Source organism: Maribellus sediminis (assembly GCF_011799805.1).
GTDB lineage: Bacteria > Bacteroidota > Bacteroidia > Bacteroidales > Prolixibacteraceae > Draconibacterium > Draconibacterium sediminis_A.
The window spans coordinates 415,487-440,508 of record NZ_WXUB01000002.1; the positions used below are offsets into that span (position 1 = coordinate 415,487).

Here is a 25,022-nt window from a genome sequence, read left to right on the forward strand (position 1 = left end):
GAGTCTCCTGCCTGCCCACAACAAAAGATACTATCGTCGTACCACCCTGAAATTATCAAAAGCAGCTTCAAAATTTTCTGTAGCTGAAGTGCGATAGTTATGGAGATAAACTCTCATGTAAGTCTTTCCTGAGTCTGCATTTAACAAATCCGAGACTTTTGAGATCGAATCTCCTTCGCCGTCATTAAGACGGAACGCTGATAACGGAATACTAATAGTTTGCCACCCGTCAGTAGTAACAGCAATAGCCTTAGTTGCTGATACTTTCCACGGTTCGTATCGTGCGATATAATTACTCGCACTTGCTGTTCTGAAACAAAGCGTACCTCCGCTCCATGGTTTCGTAACATTCATTTCAAATTTTATGACCCAATCGTCGCCGGAATCACCAAGGTTCTCTGTTGGTACCCACTGACCACCGCCATCGTTAATAAGAATTTGATTTCCTCCCCAGCCATCAAGATAACCATCTTCTCCGGCTTCCAGAGGAGTGCTCTTATATACAAGGTACATACCGTAACCAACGCCATAATCGGTATTATAGGAAGGCCAGCCTGAATTAGGATCTGAGCTATAAAGATTCACATCACCATTACCCCAGCCCCAGCCGAAGTAATCGCCCCACTCCATATTGGCCAAAATACCTACGCCACCAGAGTTTATTAAAGCAATCTCATTCACATTGTAAACAGTTGTAAATGAACCCGCCTGTGTTGTAATCTCAACCGGACCGCTTTGCGCCAATGCCGGAGAAACAAAGCTTAGTACAGACTCATTAGCTGACACTTCGTAGTTGGTTATTGCAGTACCAGCAAAAGTAAGACTTTGAATTGCGGTAAAGTTATACCCGTATAAATAAACCATGTCACCCTCATGAGGCACCTCTAATGAGATATATGAAATTACCGGAGGACCAACAATTCTAATTGAGAAATTGGTAGACCCTACGTCGGTGGTATAAGTAATGGTATTTGCCAATAAAGGATTGGAGCCCGACAAATCAGCAGGCACCTGTACAATTGCGCTTGTGTCGGTATAAACAACCTCGCTTAAATCAGCCGCTATACCCTGAAATGATATTTCGGTGGCATCCTTGAGGTTATATCCAACAATATTGATTTCATCGCCGGGGTACAACACATCCACAACTGTATCATTTGGAGCAGCTTCACTGCTTCTCACGCGAGCAATCTGTGGGTCTCCTATAATGTTGATATTAAATGTAGCCATCCCCCCTTCACTGATTGCAGTTACGATATTAAGTTCATCAGCCGGAACTGATTCAAATGGGATATCAGGCAATTGTACTACAAGGCTTCCATCAGCAAAAAGCGCTGTGTTAATTGTAGCAGGTACAGAGCCAAAATTCACCTGAGTAACAGTGCTCAGGTTTTGTCCCAACAAAACGACCCATTGGCCGGTTTGTATCGTTGTTACAGCCGTATCGTTGGGAGAAGCTTCATAATTTATCACACCAGTAATAACCGGTGGTTCCATTTGTTCCTTCTGGCAAGCCGATCCAAATAAGATCACCACTGCTAAAAATAGTAGCTGCCAGTAATAGGCGTAATTATTTATTCTATTTTTCATTGTTGTTACTTTTTTCTTTTATACTAAAAATAAGGTACGGGGGCGTCTAACAACATTGGGTTAGCCGTTATTTCAGGTGATGGGATTGGGAGCCTGAAAGAATTGGCTGTAGCCGGCGTAATAACGCCAAAAGGATTCTCCGGTTCCGCAACTCCGTCGTTATATTTGAAGGTAACACGCTCTCCTCCATTCAGAAGGCTGATCGCTTTCTGGGGGTTGTAGTATGAAAGGCTTACCAAATCCCCCCAATACTGGCTTTCGGCAGCCAGCTCAATCCTTCGTTCTTTAAGCAGAATATCGGCATCAATCAAGTTTAACGGCTGAAGCCCCGCCCTTTCACGAACTTTATTAAAGTACATCAGCGCATCAGCATCTCCGGTTGAGCTGTTGTTACCCAGAATTGCTTCGGCGTAAACCAAGTAAACATCAGCAATGCGCAGCAATGCGTTATGCTCGGCAGAAGAATATAAGGTCATAATTGGGACGTTGTTATCTTTTTTCGTTCCAATGATGTGTTTCTTTAGTCCGTTTTCGCCAGTAAAAGTATATCCGCCGGCGGCCGCGTTTAACTCCGGATAAAAATCGCCCTTAAACATAAAGGTTGCTTTGCGTCGGATTGTATCATCCTCTGAATATTGCAGAAACATATCGTAGCTGGGCCTGATTCCAAACCAACCAGCCTGTCCGTCGGCAGAAATTTCAGTACCGCCCGGAGAATAAATTTGTAACATATTCCCGTGAAACCAATCACTGGTGGTGGGATCCCAACGCAAAGCAAACAGCGCTTCATCGTTATAATTGTTCTTTGTTTTGAATAGATCCGCGTAATTTTCCATCAATTCCAGTCCACTGTTTTTACAAACATTGCCTGCATATACTTTGGCACTATCCAAAAGTGCCTGGTCACGACTTCCGATACTTTGCGGATCTAAACCTGACCATGACAAATAGACTTTAGCCAGCAACCCTTGAGCAGACCAAGAGGTAACTCTTCCGCGCTCCCAGTCTGAATCGACCGCCTCAGGAAGATTCTGCGCGGCAAATGTCAGGTCGTTTACAATAAACTGGTACACATCATTCACCAGGTTGCGGGGAACCAAAGGCGAACTAATCAGTTCGGTATTGTCTTCGATGATTGGAACGTCGCCCCATAACAGCCCCAGGTTATAGTAAGCATATGCACGAATAAACCTGGCTTCGGCAAGGGCTGCATTTTTATCGGCTTCGGGAACAGATTCCGGTGTTTTTGCATTTATCGCATTTATGGTGGTATTACAATGGGCAATTACCTTGTACATGCCTCTCCAGTTGGCAATTACAGTTCCGTTAAGGCCTGTAACCGAGAAGGTATTGAGCTGAACAGCATCGTCATTATATCCGAGGACCATGTTTCCACTCATCACATCGCCTATGGTTAAATAACTGGTATAGGTATACTCGGCCCAGGGCGCACCGGCATATAAAGCAGCGGTTGCCAGTTTCAAATCAGATGTAGTTTGATAGAAGTTTTCCGTACTGATCTCTGATATTGGTGGGCGATCGAGAAAGTCCTTACTACAGGAGGCCAATAATCCGGCAAAAAGAAGCGCCAGATAAAATATTTTTGATTTCAATTTCATAGCATTCGTTTTTTATTTCGACAAAGTGATGTTTAGACCCAATGTAAACCTCCGGGCCTGAGGATAGTAACCATTATCAATACCTGCATTTATTGGATCCCACGATCCAACTTCAGGATCCATACCTGAATATTTTGTGATTGTAAAAGCATTGGTAACGTTTGCATAAACCCGTAAGGCACTGATGTGAGCTCTACTCAGCAGGTTCTCAGAGAAGGTATACCCCAATGAAATAGTTTTGCATCGAACGAAAGACCCGTCTTCAATAAATTTGTCAGAAAATCTCAGGTTATCGTTAGTATTGTCATTTCGAACTCCCGGAATATCCGTGTCGGGATTGGTAACGATAACATTATAAGGATCAGTATCTGATCCTTCCTGATCAATTAGCTCTAGTTTAGCATAATTGCTCAATGAATTGAAATAGCCAAAACTTGAGCGTGGATTTTCAGCGGTTACACGCAATTCGTTAAATACTTTATTTCCAATACTGGCACTGAGAAATACATTCAAATCAAAATTTCTATAATTAAAGGTGTTGTTTAACCCCATTTGTACTTTCGGAATTGGCGAACCAAGATAGGTTTGGTCTTTTTCATCAATTATTCCGTCGCCATTCAAATCTTTAAATTTGAGATCGCCATACCAAATACTTCCGGCAGCATTCGCAAATGGCAAGATTTCGCCATTTTTAACCGGCCTGGCGTGAGGCTTAATACCATTTTCTTCATCGCCAAAAACATCAATGGCCGATGCAAATACGCCGCCATCAACAACGTATCCGTAAAAATCACCAATTGATCTTCCAACCACCGTCTTACTGTACCGGCCCATGATAGGTGCCCCGTCTGCGTTAAGTTTTAAAACCTTATTGATGTTTCGCGACACCGTCAGGTCTGTCTTCCAGGTAAAGTTTCTTCCCTGTATATTGGTAGAACTGATTCTGAAATCAAATCCTTTGTTTTCCATGGATCCTACGTTTACCCATGGTGCGTCCAACCCTCCTGGATTCCAGCCGATAGCGGTACCCGAGTACATGGGTAGCGATGTTTGCATGGCCAGGCCTTCAGTCTTTTTCAGGTAAAAATCGACTGAAAAATTCAAACGCCAGTTAAAAAATGTCGCGTCGAGACCAATATTGGAGCTTTCGGTTTGTTCCCATTCCAAATCAGGGTTTGCAATGTTTTGCGTAAGTTGCGATACGGTGCTTACACCGGTAGGCACAGTGGCCAGCGTTGATGTGTAAACGTAATTACGTCCGGCTTGCCTGTTGGTTAATCCATAACCCAAACGCAGTTTTAATTCGTTAACTTTATTTACACCTTTCAAAAAATTCTCGTTGTTGACTTTCCATGCCAGGGCGCCGGAGTATGACAAGATCCAGCGTTTGTCTTCGGCATACATGGAAGACCCGTCCTCGCGAATGTTCCCGGTAAACAAATATTTATCGTTAATCCCCAAATTTAAACGGCCAAAAAACGATTCCTTGGAACTATGGGTTTTCGCTCCGCCATTTGTTGCCGTTGTAGGATCGCCCCCATTTATTACCTGCACATTGTTGGACGGATAATTTTTACGTGAAGCCTCCAAAGATTGTGATTTGTCCAGTGACGCCTCGTGACCGGCCATTGCCTTTAAACTGTATTTATCGTCAAACTGGTGGGAGTATGTAAGGTAATTCTTTAAAGAGGTATAAACGCCTTCGTTAAAATAAGACGCCCCCTCGCTTATTAGTCGCTCCAGATTTCCCATCTTGTAACTTGGGTTAAAAACATCTCTGGTGGCTATGGTAAAATTCCCTGAAGCTTCGTTACGTAACACCAGGTCTTTGGTAAAGGTAATTTCGGCATAAAGGTTACCAAAAACCTGCTTCCGGTTGGCCTCATTTTTATTAATTAACGCAATTGCGTAAGGGTTAACCCGTTGTTGTACCCATCCTACGGTACTGGTAGATCCACCCCAACTGCCGTCGTTGTTCTGTACCGCAATATCAGGAGTTTGCTCTAAAGCTGCCCTAATAACACTTGAATTTGTGCTGTTGATGTTTTCATCAATATTCACCAGTTGAAGGCTTGTACCTATTTTTAGCCAATTAGTCGTTTTATTGTCAAGGTTTAGACGAAAAGAAACCCGCTCAAACTTCGACCCCAATGCAATGCCTTCCTCGCTTTGGTAAGCTCCCGACAGCAGATACTGGGTGCGTGTATCACCCCCACTAACGGTAAGCGTATGAGTTGATGTAGGTGCGTTTCGGAAAAGAACCTCCTGCCAATCGGTACCTTCGCCAAGGTATTCGGGATTAGCCAGCTCTGGTCGTTCGTCGAATCCCCAGCCAATACCGGCATTACGCTCGTTTACAAAGGTGGCGAATTCTCTCAGGTTCATCACCGGCAGTTTATCTGTCAACTGTTGGGTACCGGCAGAAAATTCGTAGGTAATTTTAGGTGGAGCTATCCGGCCCCTTTTGGTTGTAATAATGATTACACCATCGGTTCCTTTTGAACCGTAAATAGCTGTGGCAGACGCATCTTTTAAAACGTCAACCGATTCAATATCTGAAGGATTTATACCGGCGAGCGGATTGGTGCCGCCTCCAACCCCGGCTATTCCCTGTAGTTCCACCCCATCAAGTACATACAAGGGACCAGAACTACTAAAGCCCGTAATACCACGAATTTGTACGGAGACAGCGCCTCCTGGCTGTCCGGATGTTTGTGTAACCATCATTCCCGGGATACGCCCCTGAAGCGATTGTTCTAGCGTTACCGACTGCGACTGGCTGATTTCCTCAGCGTTAACAGATGATACCGCTCCGGTAATGTTTTTTCGTTTTTCCCAACCGTAACCAACAGAAACAACTACTTCTTCCAGTCCGATAGACTCTTTTTCCATTGTTACATCTATTTTTCTTCTTCCGGCAACCTCAATTTCGGTCTTTTTCATCCCCACGAAAGAAAAAACAAGGACTCCATCTCCGGGAACATCCTCCAATGAATATTTTCCATCAGCATCAGTGATCGTTCCTCGATCTGTGCCTTTTACAACAATGCTAACACCAGGCAAAAACTCTCCTTCGTGCTGAGATTTTACCACCCCGGAAATTGCAATGTTTTGTCCGAAGGAAGGAATGCCCCATAGTACCATTAATAAAATGACATAAAGACTCCTAACTGAAGCCCTTTGCCATATTAAAAAACTTCGCGTTTTTTTCATAGAACATAAATTTAGATTATTAAAGTCCGCTTTAATTAGCTCAATATCAGCTGCTAATTTAGACCCAATAGCATCCATAGAGGGGCTACCATGTATTTTATGAGGGATGATTATGTGTTATTTGAAAGTGGCCTCAGACCATAGTTTCTAGTAAACTTTTAAACTCTAACTGTTTAATCCTATTCTTTAAACCTGCTAAACGTTTTATGGCTGGCGACCTCTCCTAATCATAAGTAGGATAACAAAACCGGAAACATGGTAAAAGATAAAAACGGGACGGAGTCAACCGAATTGAAAGTAAAAAGCTAAAAGATCTTTCAAGCACTTGTTCCTGATGTTTCGGGGATAATCATCGTTACCTGACATTTTTTGTATTCGAAGGAAGAATTTAAAAATAGTAAAGGCCCTTGATTGTTGGCTTGGCGGGTTTCGAAGTTTCACTTTGTGTTATTGACTTTTCAAAAAAAAGGGGCAACTTGTTTTAATATAAAAACAGCCGCCCCGTATTCAAATCCCAAGATTTATTAATCAATGTGAATCATAATAGTCTTTTGTAATATAGTTATAGATTAACCAGTTGTTTGGATCTTTTTTTGCAATCAATTGCATGTGATCCGCGTCAAGGCTTTTTATCGTCATTATTGCATTCCAGTTAGCAACCTGGCCTCCTTGTGCTTTATCATGAATAACCTCGGCACCATAAGTGATCAATTCACTGCTTTCCGGGAACAACATAAAAGTACCCGTACCTGATAAATCAGGGAACATTTTATTGTCACAGGTGAAATTCGCATTTCCAATCAAATCAAAGGTCATGGTTCCATAATCGCCGGCGCTAACTCCAGCCCACGGAATATCTGAAAAAGCAGGATCCCATTCCCATCCGGTGCCACCAAAATAAAATGGCCCCGCAAAGTATTTGCTCACAGCGTTGGCATCCAAATCCAGCACCCAGGTTTTCGATTGGTTAATCCCCCCGGTAAGGTATGTCCACATCGGATCGCTTACAAAATCTTCGTCTACGGTTGTTATTGTAAACGTGTATGGATCCGCAGTTACAAGTCCGCCGGGAGTTTCAACGGTATAAGTAATGGTGTAATCACCAGGGAACGGTATGGTTATGGTCTCATCCAATTTAATTGAAGTACCTACGGGTGTTACCCAATATGGCTGAGCCCCCGGAGTTTCACTTTTCAGATAGAATTTATTTGGATTCTGAGAATCTACCGTCACAGAGAATTTCACTGCGCTTTTGTCCAACGGCTCCTGCAATTCATATTCGTCGGGCAAACATGCTGTGAACATGATTGCCACCAATGACAATACCGAAAATATTCTTAATATCTTGTTCATAATAATCGTAATTTAAAGTTCATTTATTCCCATCCTGGATTTTGTGTCAACGTTCCGTTTGAGAGCGTGATCTGCGTATTAGGAATCTGCATAAATCCTTTTGTAGCCTCAAATTTAGCAGCATCATAAGTAACCTGATCTTCAACTCCGCCACTCACAACAGTTTGCGATGCCCCGGCAATTACACTCGCTGCGTTATCCAACCCGGTACGTAACAAGTCCCAGTAACGAATCCCTTCAAAGGCAAACTCAAATTTGCGTTCGGTCATAATATCGCTTGCAGCAACTGCTGAAACGGCTTCTAAACCTGCACGGGTGTGAACTTGATTAAAGTAATCCAACGCATTGGATGACCCAAGTTCTGCAGCCATAAGCAGCACATCGGCATAACGAATAAGAATGTAGTCCTGATCCTGCGATATTTGGAAGTCTTTTGAACCACCGGTATCCGATGTTCCGTCAGGCAAAGCGGTAGGCGTATATTTTTTCACGGTATATCCAGTGTATTCGCGCTGATCGTTAATATCAAAAGAGCCTTCAATACCTTCTCCAACTATGTCGATAACAGAAGCGGCTTTACGTACATCGCCAGCTACATAAGTGTCAATAAACTTAGGATTAACCGTACAAGCTCCCCAGCCTTTTCCATAAGGAGAGAAATTTGTACCGCGCATTCCCATCATCACCAACCAGCGATTTCCATCGCTATTACCGTTATAGTCTGATGTACTGTTGAATTTTTGAGCAAACACAACTTCCTTGTTGCCTTTGCCTGCATACGCAGATTTGTCTAATGTATTATCGTCGGAATTTGGAACATAACTAGCAGCTGGCCAGAGGGTTTCAAAATCCTCAACAAGACCAAACTCGTTGCTGGAAATAACATCTTCAAGTCCGGCCAGTACTTCCTGTTTGGTTATCCCAAGATCGTCCTTTCCATAGTAGCCGGTGTAAAACAGATAAACACGTGCCAGCAGTGCTTCTGCGGCATACCGTGTTGCACGCCCGTCGTTTGTTGCGGCCTGTGCTTTTGGGTAAGCATCTGCCGGTATATTTTCCACTGCAAATTTAAGATCCTCAACGATCTGCTTATATGTATCTGCAGGGTCTGCCTGTGGAACGTAGTCTGTGGTAGGTTCGGTCAACAATGGAACACGTTCGAAAAGACGAACCAATTCAAAATACTCCAAAGCCCGTATAAAACGTGCTTCACCTTCAATACGGTTCTTTGCAATCGAATCTGTAGCAGCTTCGCCGGAATCCCATTCCACAACATCAGGAAGTTTTTTCAACAAAGTGTTACAACGATAAATACCTGTATAATACAATTTCCATCCATCGTTGAAGATATCAACATCTGCCGGTGACTGGCTCTTGTCAAACCGATCCATCAATTGTAAGCCTCTGCCGTCGTTGGCACCACCGCCACCGAGGCATTCGTCAGCTGCAACTACCGAAGTTAAATAGAACGAAAATGCAGTAACAGTAACTTGATAACCATCATAACACCCCACCAATGCCATCTCGGCATCGGCTTGCGTTTTGTAAAAGTTTGCATCCAGAAGCTGAGTTTTTGGCTCGACATTCAAAAAGCTGTCTGTACATGATGATAAAAGCCCCAGAGTTATTACCCCGGCTATCATGATATATAATCTTAATCTCTTCATAATAATTTTCATTTAATTGATTTAAAATTTAAGATTAACTCCAACCAGTACCGTTCTCGGACGTGGATAATATCCTAAATCAACACCGGAAACCCAGGATTCCACACCATATCCGATTTCAGGATCCATACCATTGTACTTGGTAAATGTAAAGGCATTCTGTACCGAAGTATATAACCGGCATTGACTGATTGCTTTCAAATTAATCAGTTTTGAAAAGTCATAACCAAGGCTAACATTGCTTATCCGTAAATAATCTCCATCGTGCACATACAAATCAGAGAATATCCAGTTCAGATTATTTACCGTTACGCGAGGAATACGATTTGATGTACCTTCTCCGGTCCAACGTTGTAATATAGCAGTGGTGTAATTTGATTGCTGCCCAACCTGTCCGTACGATTGAACGATTTTGCTGCCCATCGAAAAACTGGCATCAACGCCAAAATCGAAGTTTTTATATTGGAAGCCAAAGTTAAATCCTCCACTTAATTTTGGAAGACCGTTGCCTAGATCAACTTTATCGTTGTTGTCAATTACACCATCCATATTCTGATCAACAAATTTCACATCGCCAGGCGTAGCACCACCAGGCTGCAAAATTCCTTTTCCGGCTGCCATCCATGCATCAATATCCTCCTGATTCTGGAAAAGCCCATTGGTTTCGTATCCCCAGAAATATCCAATGGCATATCCGTTTTCTGTCCGATAAAATTCTTCTGAGTTGGCATAAAGCATATTTGTCAACCCATGTACAATTCCATCTGCAGTTGGAATTAGCCCTACTGAGTTTTTATTATAAGCGCCATTCACCCCGATGTAATAGCTGAAATCATTAATATTGTCGTTCCAGTTGACAGCCAGTTCAACCCCTTTGTTTTTCACACTACCACCATTAATCCACGGTGCTTTTGCACCGGCAGTTGCTGGTACCGGCGCTTGCACCAACCAGTCTTTGGTAGTTTTTACATAGTAGTCTCCGCTTACGGTTAAACGCCCCTTCAGAAAGCGGGAATCAAAACCGATGTCAGTTTGTTCCGATGTTTCCCAACGCAGGCTTTCGTTTGACAATTGCCCCTGGTAAGCTCCCGGAGTGTTTACTCCGGCGTTACCAAAGTTGTAAAATGCTGCCGGATTGTTGCCACTAACTGCAGTTGAAGTACTGATTAGTGAGGCGTATTTAAAATCGGGAATACTCTGGTTACCAACCTGTCCCCAGCTTGCGCGTAGTTTCAGTTGTTCGAGCCAGCCTTTTGTTGAACTCATAAAAGACTCTTCGCTGATTGTCCAACCAGCAGAAACCGAAGGGAAATAGCCCCAATGGTTACCTGGAGCAAACTTAGAAGAACCGTCAGCTCTCAACGTTGCGTTTAAAATATATTTTTCCTTGTAGTTGTACCCAATTCTTCCAAAATACGAAAGGCGGCGATAATCAACCGAAGGAGCACCTCCAACAGATTTTGTTTTAATAACCGTTGTTCCGTCATCGGCAAGATGAGCTACTCCTGTTGTATTATCCAAATAGGCATGTCCAAAATCATCCAATTGCGGTACCAGGTTCCAGTTGCTACCTGACATTCCTATGCCTTGATATCTTACCGACTCAGTTCCGAGCAATACGCTAAAAGCGTGATCTTCATTAATATCGAAGTTGTACCCTACCGTATTCGTCCAGGTTAGCGTAAAACCGCTGCTCATACCCTGGCTAACAGTTTCATGGTCTTCGTTGTACGAATAAATCGAAAACCGATAATAGGGAGTAAAACCCCGGGAATTGGAAGAATAGTAGTTGAGTCCAAAAACGGTTCTTACCTTCAGGTTTTTAATGGGTTCCAATTCGGCGTAAACGTCGCCTAAAAGTCTTTGGCTTCTGTTTATCCTATGGTTGGTTAACATGGCACCGTATGGGTTACCATCGGCCTTATTCCATTTTGCGTCACTGGTATCGTTAAAAGGACTGCCGTAAATATTATTATCGCTATATACAGGTGCTAAAGGAGAAGTATTAAAAGCACTACGCAACGTATTATTGTATTGGTTCCCATCGCTGATGCCTTTAGTGTCGATAAAATTCAGGTTTAGATGCTGCCCCACAACAAGCACATCTTTGTACACTTTGTGTTCGGTGTTTAACCTGAATCCATACCGATCGTAGTTCGATACTGCGGAACCGCCAACCACACCTTCCTGCGAAGTATAACTAAGCGACATAGCATAAATGGAAGTTTCAGAACCACCACTAATATTCAGCGAATAATTTTCGGTTTTAGCATCTTCCTTTAGCATCTGCCCCATCCAGTCGGTATCAGCGAGATAGCCATCCTTTGCTTCCCAGTCGAAAGGATTGAGACCAGAGTTAATCTGTTGCTCATCCATAATCATCCGGTATTCCTTTGCATTCAATAACGGAACTTTCCTTTCAACATTCTGAATGCCTCGATATGCATCGAATGAAACCTGGCCATGTCCTTTCTTACCTTGTTTTGTTGTAATAAGAATTACACCATTAGCTGCCTGCGATCCATAAATCGCGGCCGAAGCAGCATCTTTTAAAACATCAATTGACTCGATATCTGCTGCATTCAGGGTTGTAATATCACCTTCTACTCCATCAACAATATACAATGGTTGTGAACTACCGATTGTACCTAAACCGCGAATGGTCACTTTCATGCCAGCTCCTGGTTGCCCTGAAGTAGATGAAATGTTCACACCAGGAGTTTTTCCTTGCAAAGCTTGCAATGGGTTAGTGGTATTCATTTTTGCCAATTCCTCACCCTTCACCTGAACGGTAGCACCGGTTACCAATTTTTTCTTTTGAACGCCATAACCAACAGCAACAATTTCTTCCAGTCCGATAGCGTCTTCTTCCATTGTAACATCTATCGTACTTCTTCCTGCTACCCCAATTTCGGTCTTTTTCATCCCCACGAAAGAAAAGACGAGAACTCCATCTCCGGGAACATCTTGCAATGTATATTTTCCATCAACATCAGTAATTGTTCCCCGGCTTGTTCCTTTTACAACAATGCTAACACCCGGCAAAGACTCTCCATCGTGTTGAGATTTTACCTTTCCGGAAATTGCAATGTTTTGTCCGAAGGAAGGAACGCCCCATATTACCATTAACAAAATGACATAAAGACTCCTAATTGTAGCCCCCCGCCATATTAAAAAACTACGCGTTTTTTTCATACAACATAAATTTAGATTAGTAAATTAGCTTTTAATCAGCTCAATATCAGCGGCGAAATTAGGGATCGACAACACCAGTACAGGGTATGCCATGTATTTAATATAGGACAACGATGTCTTAATTGGGATTATTTAGTCTGCGTAGATAGTCGGAAGGAGAAATACCAAATTCATTTTTGAAGTTAACAGAGAATCTTTTAGGGGAGTTGAAGCCGACTGCATAAGCAATTTCGGCTATATGTAACTGACTTTTCTCCAAAAGCTGGCGACCGCGTTTTAAACGAATTGTACGGATAAACTCAGCGGGCCCTTTTCCTGTGATGCTCATTAATTTTTTATACAAGTGGCCCCTGCTAAGGCCAACCAAACTGCCAAGATCTTCAACCGAAAATTCGGGATCATCAATGTGTTCTTCAACTGCCTTAATAGCATCCTCTATCAGTTGTTCATCCAGCGAAGTAATTGTTATCTCGGAGGGAGAAACATCCATTTTCTGGCTAAAGGAAAGATGGCACTTCTCTGTCCATTCAAGAAATTTTCGAATGCGCAGTTTTAATAAATTGAAATTAAAGGGTTTGGTGAGATAATCATCAGCTCCCAGTTTCAGTCCTTCCAACTGATATTCTTCCGTAGTACGTGCGGTCAACAAGATCACAGGAATATGTGACCACTGGATATTGGTTTTAATTTTTTCACAAAGTTCAGTTCCGCTCATAACAGGCATCATTACGTCGCTCACCACTATAGATATATCATTCTCCTGTAATTGGTCCAGAGCTTCTTGTCCGTTATAGGCCACTAATACTGTATATTCATCTGAAAGGCTGTCGGCCATAAACTCACAAAAATCTTTGTTATCATCCACAAACAGAAGTACCGGATTGGCAGCAATCCTTTGTTCCACTTCCTGTTCCTGTTCAAACTGCTCTTCATTCCCTGTTGTATCATCGGAGAGCTCATCCTGAATATCTTCATTCCAAACCGGAAGCCTGACTAAAAATGTACTTCCCTGAGGTTTGTTATCCTCAACGGTGATACTACCTTCGTGCAACCGAACATATTCATTCACAATATGCAACCCAATTCCACTTCCCGTTTTTTCAGGGTGCCGGGAAGACTGGAAAAACCGGTCGAATACATGGGGCTTGTCAATGTCCAAAATTCCATCTCCCGAGTCCGACACAGACAAATAAATATCATCATCTTCCCGGGAAATACAAACTGTTACAACTCCACCATCAGGCGTAAATTTAAAAGCATTGGAAAGCAAATTCAACATTACCTTCCGTAATTTGTCCGGATCAAATTGTGTTGTCAGCACTTTTAGTTTGCTATCAAATGAAAACTCAATCTGGCGTTCGGCGGCAGTACCCTGAAATGTGAAACACAACTCCCTGATAAAGCTCACCAAATCTCCTTGTTTACTCCTCAAAACCTCACCTCCCGCATCCAGTTTCCGGAAATCAAGCAAGGTGTTGATTATGTGCAATAACTGCTCGGCACTTTTGTTTATCATTTCTAGCTTTTTACGTAAGCCAGCATCCATTGATCCATTTAATAATGTTTGCAAGGGTGTGAGTATTAGTGTAAGCGGTGTACGAAGATCATGACTTATATTTGTAAAAAACCGAAGCTTCATTTCATAAAGATTAGTTTCCTGTTCTCGTACCAATTGTAATCTTTGCGCTTCGAGCTTCATTTTTTGTTTCCTTCGGCTTCTATATATACTGTAAACAACAAAAGAAATTCCCGACAAAATGTACAGGCCCCAAGCCCAGCCCGACAAATAAAATGGAGGAGTTACTTTAATATCCAAATAGGTAACCTGATCGCTCCATTCGCCATCGCTATTGCATGCTTTTATTTCAAGTTCATAATCGCCTGGTGCTAAAGAAGAAAACACAATCCGGTTTTCCGAAGTGTTTTGCCATTGTTCCTGTAATGCTTTCATTCGGTAGGCGTATCTCACCTTATTGGGATATAACAAATCGCCTGTTGTATATTTTATTTGAATTAACTTATCGGTGTACCGAAATGTCAACGAACGAGTCAGTTCCATAGGACGTTCCAGCAATTTACGTCCTTTGTAAAGCGAGTCGACCGCGATTTGATCAATCCCCACACTCAAGCCTGTAAAAATTACCTTAGCGGGAGGTTGGTTTTTCTCCAGCATTTTATTTGGATTAACAACTGAATATCCTTCGGTGCCACCAACAAGAATATCTCCGCTACGAACTTTACAAATAGCACGATTATTAAAATAGTTATCAATCAGTCCGTCTTCATCTGTAAAGTTTTCACAAGTAATCATTAGGTTGCCTTGCCTGTCTTGTTCTGCAGTAATTACAGAAAGCCCGTTACTTGTTGTTACCCAAAGGTTTTGATGATCATCTTCAACAATACCGCGAATGATGTTATCACGCAGACCATTTGTTTTATCAATGTAATAGATGGTATCTTTCTTTACATCCCATAAACTCAATCCTTCGGCGTGCCCCAGCCAAATATTGTCCCTACTGTCTTTGTACACACTGCTAATTAACCCCTGTTTGAAATTCTGTGTACCTGATCTATTTCCCAGGTAACTGCTGCAATCGTTTGTTTTTATATCAACAATATACAGGCCGTAAACAGTTGCAATGTATAATTTATCGCCTCCATCATAAAACATATCCATTGGGTGCTGCATTCCTTCACACTCAATCTCCATTGAGTTTAAATCCTCCTCTCCGTTGCGCAATAGCTGTATAGCTCCCCCCAAAGTACCTATCCATAGATTGCCATACCGGTCTTCTTTCAAACTCCAGATATTATTGCCTGCTAGGTCGCTGTTTTCAGTAGAAAACCGGTCAACCTTTCCGTTATCATAACGATAAAGGCCATCTAAATATGTCCCGATCCATATTCGTCCTTTCCGGTCCTCCAAAAGCGACACTATCGGACTTTTCGGGACTGATAGCTGCCTGATACCCTTTTTCTTATCTTTTACAAATAATCCATTTCCATCGGTACCCAACCATATTCTACCACCACTATCTTCAAGAATTACGCTTACATCCTCACAATTTGCCTGCTCAACATTTACGACACTCTGTAAACTGTTATGATAATACGAAATACCATTTTTATTGTGCCCTATCCATATAATCCCATTGTCATCATGGTATAAATATTCAATATGATTAGAGGCAATTGACGAACTTATATTCTGATCTTCCTGCAAATTTATTACCTCTCCGCTGGCCACATTATAAATCAGCAGCCCGTTATGGTCGGTACCAATCCAGATATGCCCGTTTCTGTCATCCATAAAACGCAACATACGCTTGGGTTGTCCTTCTGTTTTTAGCTGTAACCTTACCCATGCAACCGTTGGTTTTTTCCTGTAAAAAACCACATCGGTACTACTCGACCAAAGCCATAAGCCGCCCTTATAATCAGCATAAAGTTTGTTATCTAATTGAGGATTAAAATCATCAGGCAAATCAAGCACTTGTTGTCTGCCGGTTTGTTTGTTTATTTGCCACAAAAGGCCTGGCCTCAAAAAACTATACAGGTTCTTCCCGTCATCGCTCAACTCAACTGCTACAACATCGTCCAGCCTCAGATTCAAGCTAAATGTTTTTAACACTTCTTTTTGTGTATCATAAAAAAAGAGTTGCTGCCCATTCAAAACCCACAAGTCTTTTTCCTCATCAATGTATACCCTGTAATTGCCATCAACTACTATTTCAAATCTTTGTAAAAAACCAGGAACATCGTTTATAAAATTATCTTTGTCGCGGTTGTACACCGTGTAGGTGCCAGTACTGATCCAAATGTTACCCAATCCATCTTCCTGCATTCCCTGGATATTATTCGACAGCATGGAATTCGAAAGGTTGGCTTCTGTGGTATATGTTTTAAATCCGTACCCGTCATAACGATTCAGGCCGTATTCTGTACCAACCCACAAAAAACCATAGCTGTCTTTTAGAATTGAGCTGACATTGCCGTTTGAAAGCCCATCCTTTGTTGTCAGGTGGAGGAAAACATAAGACGGTTGAGCTATTGACTGGACAACCACCGAAACAAAGAAAACAAGCAAGCCCAATAAGCCTCCTATCCTTTTATTATGTTTTCCGTGCTTCATTGTAATTTATTGACCTACCAAGATATGGAAAAATGTAATGTACAGAAGTTTAACAACAATTTATTATGGGGTCATTTGGTATCAAATATAGTATCATGATGTAACATGTTAACTTTAAATATTCCATCCGATGAAAACGCAAAGTGAATCGGGCAGATTTCTCAATATCCTTCAGTGATATTGTATTTTTATAGCATACTAATTTTTATCAGAAACAAAATTGTATTAATCTTTCATCACTACCCATTAAATAATTTTTTAAATAACTAGTCAACTGCCTGACTAAACATTTTAATGTTTATACGCTCTGCTGAGCTAATAGGTCTCATTTTTGCTTCATTAAATATTATCGAAAGTCTGAACTTGTAAATATGGCGCACAATACTATCGAAAGCTTCCAAAAGAAAACTGGATCAATGGAACAACCGGAAATTGTAAGTAAGAAAGGATATTATTGCGAATTTAATATTTGGCGTTTTGGGCCGGTTCCTGAAATTCTGGGCATTTAATTGAGAAAAGCAGATAACGGAGATCAGCACTACTAAAACGAAATGCAATTTGAATACTTCAGTAATTTTACCAACCAGGCAGGTGCGCAAATTAATTAGACGATGTGAATATTTAAATAGATTATGATACATAAGTTTAGCTTTGATTTTTAATATCTATATCAAGCAAACTTACTTAGTAGTTCTGCTGAGGTAAAGCATATATTGAACATAAATAGAAAAGAAATTCCCAAAATCATAATTCAAAATATAATAGATTTCGCTTTGACAAGTTGACCTATGGATTGAAATTCTTCAGAATAGCATAAAATTTATGTTATAAGTTTGAATCAAAATGTAAGTTTCCCTACTCCACCCAAATACTGTCCATCAGTCCAGTTGAATTAGCAGTGTCCCATAAGTACCTTTTCAAGTTGGTTTTCATTGTATCAAATATCCGATACTGGTAAATCAATGAAATGTACTCTTCAATTTTCGAAGCATTAATGTCAATATGAAGTTCCAATAGCCGTGTATCAATGCCATGTTTCATTAATGGTAACATTACATTACATCAAATGGGATCTCACCTTGCTTTAATCCAATAAAATATCCGTAGTAATTATACTGACCCATTCCAGCCGAATGACTGTCAATAATCTTGATAAATTTTGTAAAATTCTACAACGACTAAATAATAATAAGTTGTTCCTCTAGCGATAAGTTATCGCCTTCTAACATTTCAGTGTTTCAGCGTAAATTTAGCTTGGCTTGCATAGTTCTTCGTTCATATGCTCTTTACCTTTAATTACCGAATTTCTACTACATACATCGTTGACAGCTAAAAAAACGCATCTTTAAATGCCATTTATCATGGCATTGTAACTATCAGGTTTCCCTTTGTACAAATACAGGCGACATATAACAACCTGTGCTCGTCATACAACTCTTATATGTGAATATGATGCACTGATATTCATTTCATTCTGATCCTAGACATTATGACATGTAATCAGGAGGTCAGCTACTCAATAGAATCTTTAGCGACTTCAATTTGGAAGAAACCTCGACGGCAGGGTGAAAACTGCATCCCATGAAGAAACGAACGAAGGCATAGTGATGTAAAGATTTTCCTTAGTTCGGCTACATGCTACGTAAAATAGTCTACGCTCCTCTTCCACTTCATCAATCGAATTTAGGGACTTAACCGAAGGGATCATTCCGTCCAAAGCGAAGGGGATAAAAACGGTGTGCCATTCAAGTCCTTTCGCAGAATGGATCGTCGATATGGTGACCGGTTTTTCGTCTGATTGATCGAATAATGGAGTTACTGAATCCTGAAATTTATTTGATGGTGGTTCCAGCGTAAAATCACTTAAAAAGCGTTCCACAGAATCATATTTCGAAGCAAGTCCAACAAGTACATCCAGATCCTTGAACCTTATTTCAGCATCGGCCTCAATTCCTTCCAGAACGGGCCGGTAATAATTCAAAATATCTTCAATGGCCTGCACCGGATTCTGTTGCAATTTGAGTAAGCCATTAATCAGGCCGGATAACGCATTTAATGCTTCGGCATACTTTTTCCCTCTAAAGCTGGAGAAATCCACTGCCCCATTTTTGGCTCTGATTTCGCTCACAATTTCGCGAGCTGTAACCTTTCCGATACCCCTGACCAGTTTCAATACCCGGTGCCATGAAACGGCATCCATAAGGTTGAAGCTTATCTTCAAAAAGGCCAGAACGTCCTTGACGTGCCGCCGCTCAACGAACTTGATACCACCGATCACAACAAACGGGATCGATCGTTTCATAAGCTCAGCCTGGACATAGTTCGAGTGCCACATTGCCCTGACCAAAACAACGATCTCTGTTAAAGGTACTTCGTGGTTCCGTAATTCAAGCATCTTATCTACAATAAAGGTAGCTTCCAGTTCCGGATTATAAAATTTCTTAATGGATGGAACATTTGGCGATTCCTTTATTCCAGCCAGTTTCTTCTTAAACCCAAGAGGAGCCGATTCTACGATCTTATTTGTAAAATTCAGGATCTGCTTACTGCTCCGATAGTTCGTTTCAATCTTTACCACTTTACAGCTTGGGTATTTGGCTGGGAAACATAGTATGTTTTCAAAATTAGCCCCACGAAATGAGTAGATTGACTGCATGTCGTCCCCCACGACGGTTACACAACTGCGGTTTCCTGTAAGTAACTCAACGATTTCGTCCTGAGCAAGATTCGTATCCTGATATTCGTCTACCAGAATGTATTTAAACCTATTTTGCAGGGCATTTCTAAACGGCGTATTGTTTTTCAGCTCGAACCGTAGCTTGTCCAACAAATCGTCATAATCGAGTAAGTTAGACACTTGTTTGTAGCGTTTAAAATAGTCATTGATCGTGTTTATTTCCTGCTTATACACTTCAAGATTTCCATAGTAGGCTTCGATGATTTCGTCTGTTGACCGTTCAAGATTGCTTGCCTTGGATATAATATCGTAAATGGTGTCTTTTCTCGGGAATGCTCTGTTATTCTTTTGGATTCCAAGTTTCATTTCTGTTTTCACCAGATCAATAATGTCAGCGGCATCCTGAGTATCGATAATTGTAAAATTGGGAGGCATATTAATCAACTGGTGGTATTTACGCAGGATATAATTGGCGAAAGAATGAAACGTTCCACCAAATACATTACGCGGGTAATCACCTTTCAGAAGCGCACTTACCCTGTTGAGCATTTCTTTTGATGCCTTCTTTGTAAAGGTTAGTAACAGGATCTCTTCCGGCAGATACCCATTTTCGATCAGGTAGCTTACCTTATAGGTTATCACCCGTGTTTTACCACTGCCGGCACCGGCAATAACAAGTAATGGATTATTGATCTCCAATACTGCACTTAACTGTTCGCTGTTTAGCTGACTTTTGTAGTCAATTTTAAACTGCTTCGCCGGATCCATAGAGTGACTCACCAATTTAGTCTCGATGGAAGCTGCAATTCTTTGAAGGCTAGAGATTCGTTCCAGGGTACAATCGTCGATTTGTAGTTCCGGGTAATACTGATCGCGTGATGACTCTTTATTGTCCTGCTTCATCGCTTTACCTGAAACGAATTGGTTTTCCCGACTTACGAGGTCGAACAGCTCTTTTAAGCTGTCATTGGGCTTTATTTTAGGCAGGTTGTCCATGTGGTTCACTCGTCTATTCTTAATCGGTCCATGATTGAATTCCAGTACGCTCTACCGTCCCGTGAATTTTCTTGTTCTAACTCTGTGGATGACGGCTTTGGTAATACAAACTCAAGCAACTTGAAAAAGTATTGCAACCTTAGCTTTGGAGACAGAGCGTCCAGGTCTCGCTTGATATGTGAATTGGTAAAATTCCCTGCCAGGATCTCCTGAATGAACTCACGCAGTTCCGCCGTAGTTCTGTTTTTAGCCCCTTTTGGGCGTCCCGAACTGTTTCCTGAGTGTCCTTTTTTAAATGCCATGGCGCTTTAGTTGATTGTTTTTTTATTGTTCTTTACAATGGGTAGGATATAAATATCCAGTCCTATTTCAAAATTAACCACGTGGATTGATCAATATCAGTACCCAATACTTAAAATAGTGTACTGGGTGCATAAAATGGTGTAATCGTTTCCTACTATTTATTATCCATTTTGCATCGGCGAATTTTACCTCATCCATTCCAGTTGAATTCCGCAATAGCCTGGGGTGTTGCCACCACTTTAAATGTTGAGCACTGATTTCGAATCGCACCTGTACTTAGTTCTTGCAAACACCGTGAATCGGGAAAGCGCATTCTCCTTCAAACGCCAGCCGTGCTGCCATTTTCTTCTGTAAAACCAGAATTGTTTTTTGTCCGTCTGATTCACTATCCGGAACCATTTTTTTAACGATTACTACACCAATTCCTTCCGAATGCAAATACTTATTTAATTCTTCTACAGAAATCCGTTGCTTGCCAAAAAGCATTAAATTCGAAAACTGATCCATGAAATCCTCGATAAGACAGGATTGCTCTATTATGGTTTTGGTCGATGCAATCAGGCATATATTAAAGATCAAAACAAGCCTTACAAGCAAAACAGTGGAGTCAATTGGGGACATATTAGTGGTTTCTGATATGTCTGAAACCAGTTGATTATATTCCTGATACGCCAGCATTTCTAATAAATATAATTTCCGGGATTGAAAATCATTCAATTCACAAATCTTCAGGATTTCGTCAAAAACTATCCAGGAATAATTCGGGTCTATGCTCGAAACCTGAATCACTCGGCCTTTTACTGTTACTTCTTTCATGATGTGTGTTTAAGTTATTACTGACAAAAAATTTTCCGAAAACTGACTAAACTCCTCAAAGTATTCATAGCATTCATATGCTTCTATTTCTTCTTCCTGGAGGATGCTTTGCAATTCTGTAACTGAGATTTTCGTTTTATCGGGCGAAATAATGTCGCAAAATGTGTGTGTTAAGAGTTTTAATATTTCCACCTGGTATTTCAATGTATCGGCAACCATTATGATAGTTAAGCACCAGATCAGTATGAATCTTTTAAGTCCAATCCTGGCCTGGTCATAATCGATATTGGCAGTTCGTGAAATCCACGCGACAAGCTGCTGACGAGTTCTTTTATCTAACTGGTGGATAAATTCATCATACTGCTCGGCTATTGTTGACAGCCCTGCCAATTTCAATATCTGACCAATGTATGGTCCTCCGGTTTGCTCGTCTAATTCGATTGGTTCAATCACTTGTTCTTTTACACGAATATATTTTTTCATGACTATTGTTTTTAGGTGTTGTTATTTTCCTGTTTAAATTTTCCCGGATCTTCCGAGAATCGGGTAAACTGGTTATTACTATATATATCCAAATCGCCCAGTTGCCCCCTGCGATGCTTTGCCAGAGTTAATCGGATCTTGTGTACATCATCTTCGGGCCGGTGTAAGAAGATCACGTTGTCGGCATCTTGTTCGATAGCTCCTGATTCACGTAGTTGGGATAATTTTGGTGTTTCGCCATCAGCCCCACGGTTCAGCTGCGAGAGTGCCAGAACCGGGATGTTTAAAGACAACGCCAAAATTTTTAGAGCACGACTCACCTCCGAAACTTCCTGCTCGCGTATGGCGACCTTCCGGCCCGGTTTCACCAGTTGCAAATAATCGAGAATCACAAAATCACAGCGACCGTGTTTGTGGTTGTTCCGCACAATGGCATAAACCTGCTCGATGGTCATACCAGCGGCATCCGAATAAATTATTGGAAGGTTTTCCAGGTTACCTGCAGCAACATTAATTTGCTTCCAGTCTGACTCATTAAGTTGACCGTCCCTGATCTTCGATCGATAAACCAGGCTGACCGTAGCCAGTTTAATACGCATTAGATCCTCTTTCCGCATTTCAAACGAAAAGATATTTACCCAGCGTCTGTCATACGCTGCACGTAAGGCAAAATGCAAGGCAAACGAACTCTTCCCTACTCCCGGTCGCGCTGCCAGAATGCTCAGGTCGCCGTCACGCCAGCCGCCTGTACTCATATCTAACGACGGGAAACCGCACGGAATTCCGGGGCTTTGTTTTTCTTTTAACCTGGCACAATCCTGCTCTATTTCCAGTAGGGTATTTTTCAGCACAAGGCTTATATGGCTGCCACTATCAGCCACCGTAAATATGTCTTCCAGACCGTCACTGGCCAGTTTCCATTGCTGGCTTATCAAATCTACATCCTGCCCTTCGTAACACATGCTAATGATCTCGCTGGCCTTAGTTAACGATTCTCGCTTATAATACATTTCAGCTATTATACGTGCATGTGATTCTATATGGGCTGCAGAAGCAACTTTCCTTGTTAATTGGGTGAGATAACCAGGGCCGCCAACTTCATCAAGCAATTTAAGATCCTTTAGTTCTCGGGTTACCGTTAACAAATCCGTTGGCATTTTATCGGAAACGGCCTTAATCGTTTCAAAGATTTTTCGATGCGTTTCGAGGTAAAAGCAGGGAGTATCGATAATGCCCAGAACATTTTCCAGCGCATCGGCCTCTAGCAGCAAGGCTCCCAGCGTTGCAGCCTCAATATCCAATGCTTGTGGTGGTATTTTTTCGTATGGTTTGGGAGTTCGTTTCATAATTTAAAATTTTATTCCGTTTGCTTTTGCTGGATGTGGTTTTACTTCTTCATTACTAATTACTTCATCTAACCAATTTTCTCCGTATAAATAAGTGGCAGGGTCCTTTCGGAATTGCTTGTCGGGTTTGGACTTTACATATCCGGGGACATGAGCCAGCACTTTTTGCTTGTTTTCTTCCGAAAGCCTGTTCCACAGTGCCAGACACTTCTTTTTCCCGGTTTTCTTATCGTAAAGATTCCAAAATTGATCAAACATATTATATGTATTCTTCTTATATTCTTCTATGACTGTGGCCCTTTGTTGGCCCTCAGACGGCCCTTTCGCTGGCCCTTTCGCTTTGACTTGAGATTGATAAAGTGCCCAATTACAAATCGTTACAATACTAAATCGGTTGGCCCTTTCAATGCTAATTGTTCCAGACTTTTCGAGCTTTGAAAGTGAATTCCTTATCTGCTTCTCGGTAAGTTCCAACTGAGAAGCCAGTTTCTTACGGCCGGTTATCAGTTGTCCTGGCTGAAGATTGTACCCCTTCCATTTCGAAAAACCAAAATTGGCATTTAGAAGAAGGTGAATGAAAACCCGCATCACATTAGCGTCGGTGTACCATTCCCATTTTAATATTTCAATATGCAACTTAATAAACCGCATAACTATACGTGTGTGTTTTGTAAGATCACCTCCTTCTAAATCGTCTACCACTCTAATATTTGTAGTACGCGAACACATACTGTTTCACGATCCTCCACCAACTGTATTTCTTACCGTAGAAACGGCAGAGGGGTGAAACACTAAATGCTTTGAACGCTTCCTTTACTAGAGCGGTGCTTTCAGGGAATTCCTTCCAGTGGTGCGAACCACATCGTATCCTAAGCTTTTTCGCTATACCTAGACGCTTTATACACGTGGGTAATGTTTCCGACTTACCGTTCATCTTCTTGTATTCAATTTTCTGTAAGAAGGAGCAGCTAATACAACTTCGGGTTAAACGGTTACTATAACACCGTGATTCGTGTCGGAGGCATGTTTGTACTTGTGTGTACAGTTTGCCGCAGTAACTGCATTTGGAGGCTGTTAAAATTTCCATTTTTTTGTGTTTTTGCTGGTTAACTTTAATTTAAATTGATCTCATATTAGTTTAGTTTGGTTATGGCGGCATTTGCTCTACAAAGTTTTCACACTCGTGCTGTTCACCATAATAAGCATTCGACCAGCCATCGCAACACCGGAATTCCCTCGGTACTATTCTGTATCCAAACTGCTCGTGCTTGATAACCTGAAAAGGCATCGGCTTAATTTCAATCTCATTCATTTCTGTATTCATAACCTTTAATTTAATGGCTTAATAGCCTGTTCAACTTCACTTCTTTTGTAATAGACACGATTGCCAATACCGTAAGCTTTAAGTTTGCCCCGTTTGGTCCAATTGTGAATCGTAGATAAATCGACCTTTAACAGATCCTTCACTTCATTGCGAGTAAGATATTCCTCGGGTTCCTTCGGCTGAACTTGCCGTTTCAGTTCCTTGAATTCTTCCTTAATTTGGTTCTTCAAGGGTTGAATCAATTCATTAAGTACTATGCTGATGAATTGAATCAGTCTGTTTATATTTTTTTCGCTTGACATCACGGA

16 protein-coding genes are annotated in these 25,022 nt (G+C 41.4%); all 16 read right to left on the reverse strand.

What is annotated here, in order from left to right; genetic code table 11:
* Positions 1-30 precede the first annotated feature (30 nt).
* The 16 genes from HFD85_RS08315 to HFD85_RS08385 all read right to left on the reverse strand — a co-directional run bounded on the left by HFD85_RS08315 (position 31) and on the right by HFD85_RS08385 (position 25,016).
* A complete protein-coding gene (locus tag HFD85_RS08315) occupies positions 31-1,590 on the reverse strand; it encodes a glycan-binding surface protein (RefSeq protein WP_167607592.1) in 1,560 nt (519 codons plus the stop codon).
* Positions 1,591-1,613: 23 nt separating this feature from the next.
* Positions 1,614-3,209, reverse strand: a complete 1,596-nt coding sequence (locus tag HFD85_RS08320) for a RagB/SusD family nutrient uptake outer membrane protein (protein ID WP_167607595.1) — start codon at positions 3,207-3,209, stop codon at positions 1,614-1,616.
* Between the two features lie 12 nt (positions 3,210-3,221).
* Complete coding sequence (locus HFD85_RS08325) at positions 3,222-6,422, reverse strand: SusC/RagA family TonB-linked outer membrane protein (RefSeq protein ID WP_206081915.1); 3,201 nt, start codon at positions 6,420-6,422, stop codon at positions 3,222-3,224.
* 528 nt (positions 6,423-6,950) lie between these two features.
* The gene (locus tag HFD85_RS08330; protein ID WP_167607598.1) at positions 6,951-7,775 is read right to left on the reverse strand and encodes a hypothetical protein; all 825 of its coding nucleotides are present in this window, start codon (positions 7,773-7,775) and stop codon (positions 6,951-6,953) included.
* 23 nt (positions 7,776-7,798) lie between these two features.
* Positions 7,799-9,442 carry a RagB/SusD family nutrient uptake outer membrane protein gene (locus tag HFD85_RS08335; protein WP_167607601.1) on the reverse strand — a complete coding sequence of 548 codons (1,644 nt, stop codon included), beginning with the start codon at positions 9,440-9,442 and terminating at the stop codon, positions 7,799-7,801.
* Between the two features lie 21 nt (positions 9,443-9,463).
* Positions 9,464-12,637 carry a SusC/RagA family TonB-linked outer membrane protein gene (locus HFD85_RS08340; RefSeq protein WP_240925021.1) on the reverse strand — a complete coding sequence of 1,058 codons (3,174 nt, stop codon included), beginning with the start codon at positions 12,635-12,637 and terminating at the stop codon, positions 9,464-9,466.
* Between the two features lie 118 nt (positions 12,638-12,755).
* Entirely contained in the window at positions 12,756-16,769 is a 4,014-nt protein-coding gene (locus HFD85_RS08345) for a hybrid sensor histidine kinase/response regulator transcription factor (protein WP_167607604.1), read from the reverse strand.
* A gap of 855 nt (positions 16,770-17,624) precedes the next feature.
* The gene (locus HFD85_RS08350; protein WP_167607607.1) at positions 17,625-17,810 is read right to left on the reverse strand and encodes a hypothetical protein; all 186 of its coding nucleotides are present in this window, start codon (positions 17,808-17,810) and stop codon (positions 17,625-17,627) included.
* Positions 17,811-18,306: 496 nt separating this feature from the next.
* Positions 18,307-20,442 (reverse strand): ATP-dependent helicase, encoded by a 2,136-nt coding sequence (locus HFD85_RS08355; protein ID WP_240925041.1) that lies wholly within the window; start codon positions 20,440-20,442, stop codon positions 18,307-18,309.
* A gap of 5 nt (positions 20,443-20,447) precedes the next feature.
* On the reverse strand, positions 20,448-20,744 hold the full coding sequence (locus HFD85_RS21895) for a DUF5681 domain-containing protein (protein WP_420844392.1): 297 nt from the start codon (positions 20,742-20,744) through the stop codon (positions 20,448-20,450).
* Positions 20,745-21,021: 277 nt separating this feature from the next.
* Positions 21,022-21,561: a hypothetical protein gene (locus HFD85_RS08360; protein WP_167607613.1), complete on the reverse strand. Its 540-nt coding sequence runs from the start codon at positions 21,559-21,561 to the stop codon at positions 21,022-21,024.
* Positions 21,562-21,570: 9 nt separating this feature from the next.
* Positions 21,571-22,044, reverse strand: coding sequence for a hypothetical protein (locus HFD85_RS08365; protein WP_167607616.1), 474 nt, complete (start codon positions 22,042-22,044; stop codon positions 21,571-21,573).
* 11 nt (positions 22,045-22,055) lie between these two features.
* The gene (locus tag HFD85_RS08370; protein WP_167607619.1) at positions 22,056-23,390 is read right to left on the reverse strand and encodes a replicative DNA helicase; all 1,335 of its coding nucleotides are present in this window, start codon (positions 23,388-23,390) and stop codon (positions 22,056-22,058) included.
* 3 nt (positions 23,391-23,393) lie between these two features.
* Positions 23,394-24,026 (reverse strand): hypothetical protein, encoded by a 633-nt coding sequence (locus HFD85_RS08375; protein ID WP_167607622.1) that lies wholly within the window; start codon positions 24,024-24,026, stop codon positions 23,394-23,396.
* 511 nt (positions 24,027-24,537) lie between these two features.
* Positions 24,538-24,714, reverse strand: a complete 177-nt coding sequence (locus HFD85_RS08380; protein ID WP_167607625.1) for a hypothetical protein — start codon at positions 24,712-24,714, stop codon at positions 24,538-24,540.
* A 5-nt stretch (positions 24,715-24,719) separates the two neighbouring features.
* On the reverse strand, positions 24,720-25,016 hold the full coding sequence (locus HFD85_RS08385) for a helix-turn-helix domain-containing protein (protein WP_167607628.1): 297 nt from the start codon (positions 25,014-25,016) through the stop codon (positions 24,720-24,722).
* Positions 25,017-25,022 lie beyond the last annotated feature (6 nt).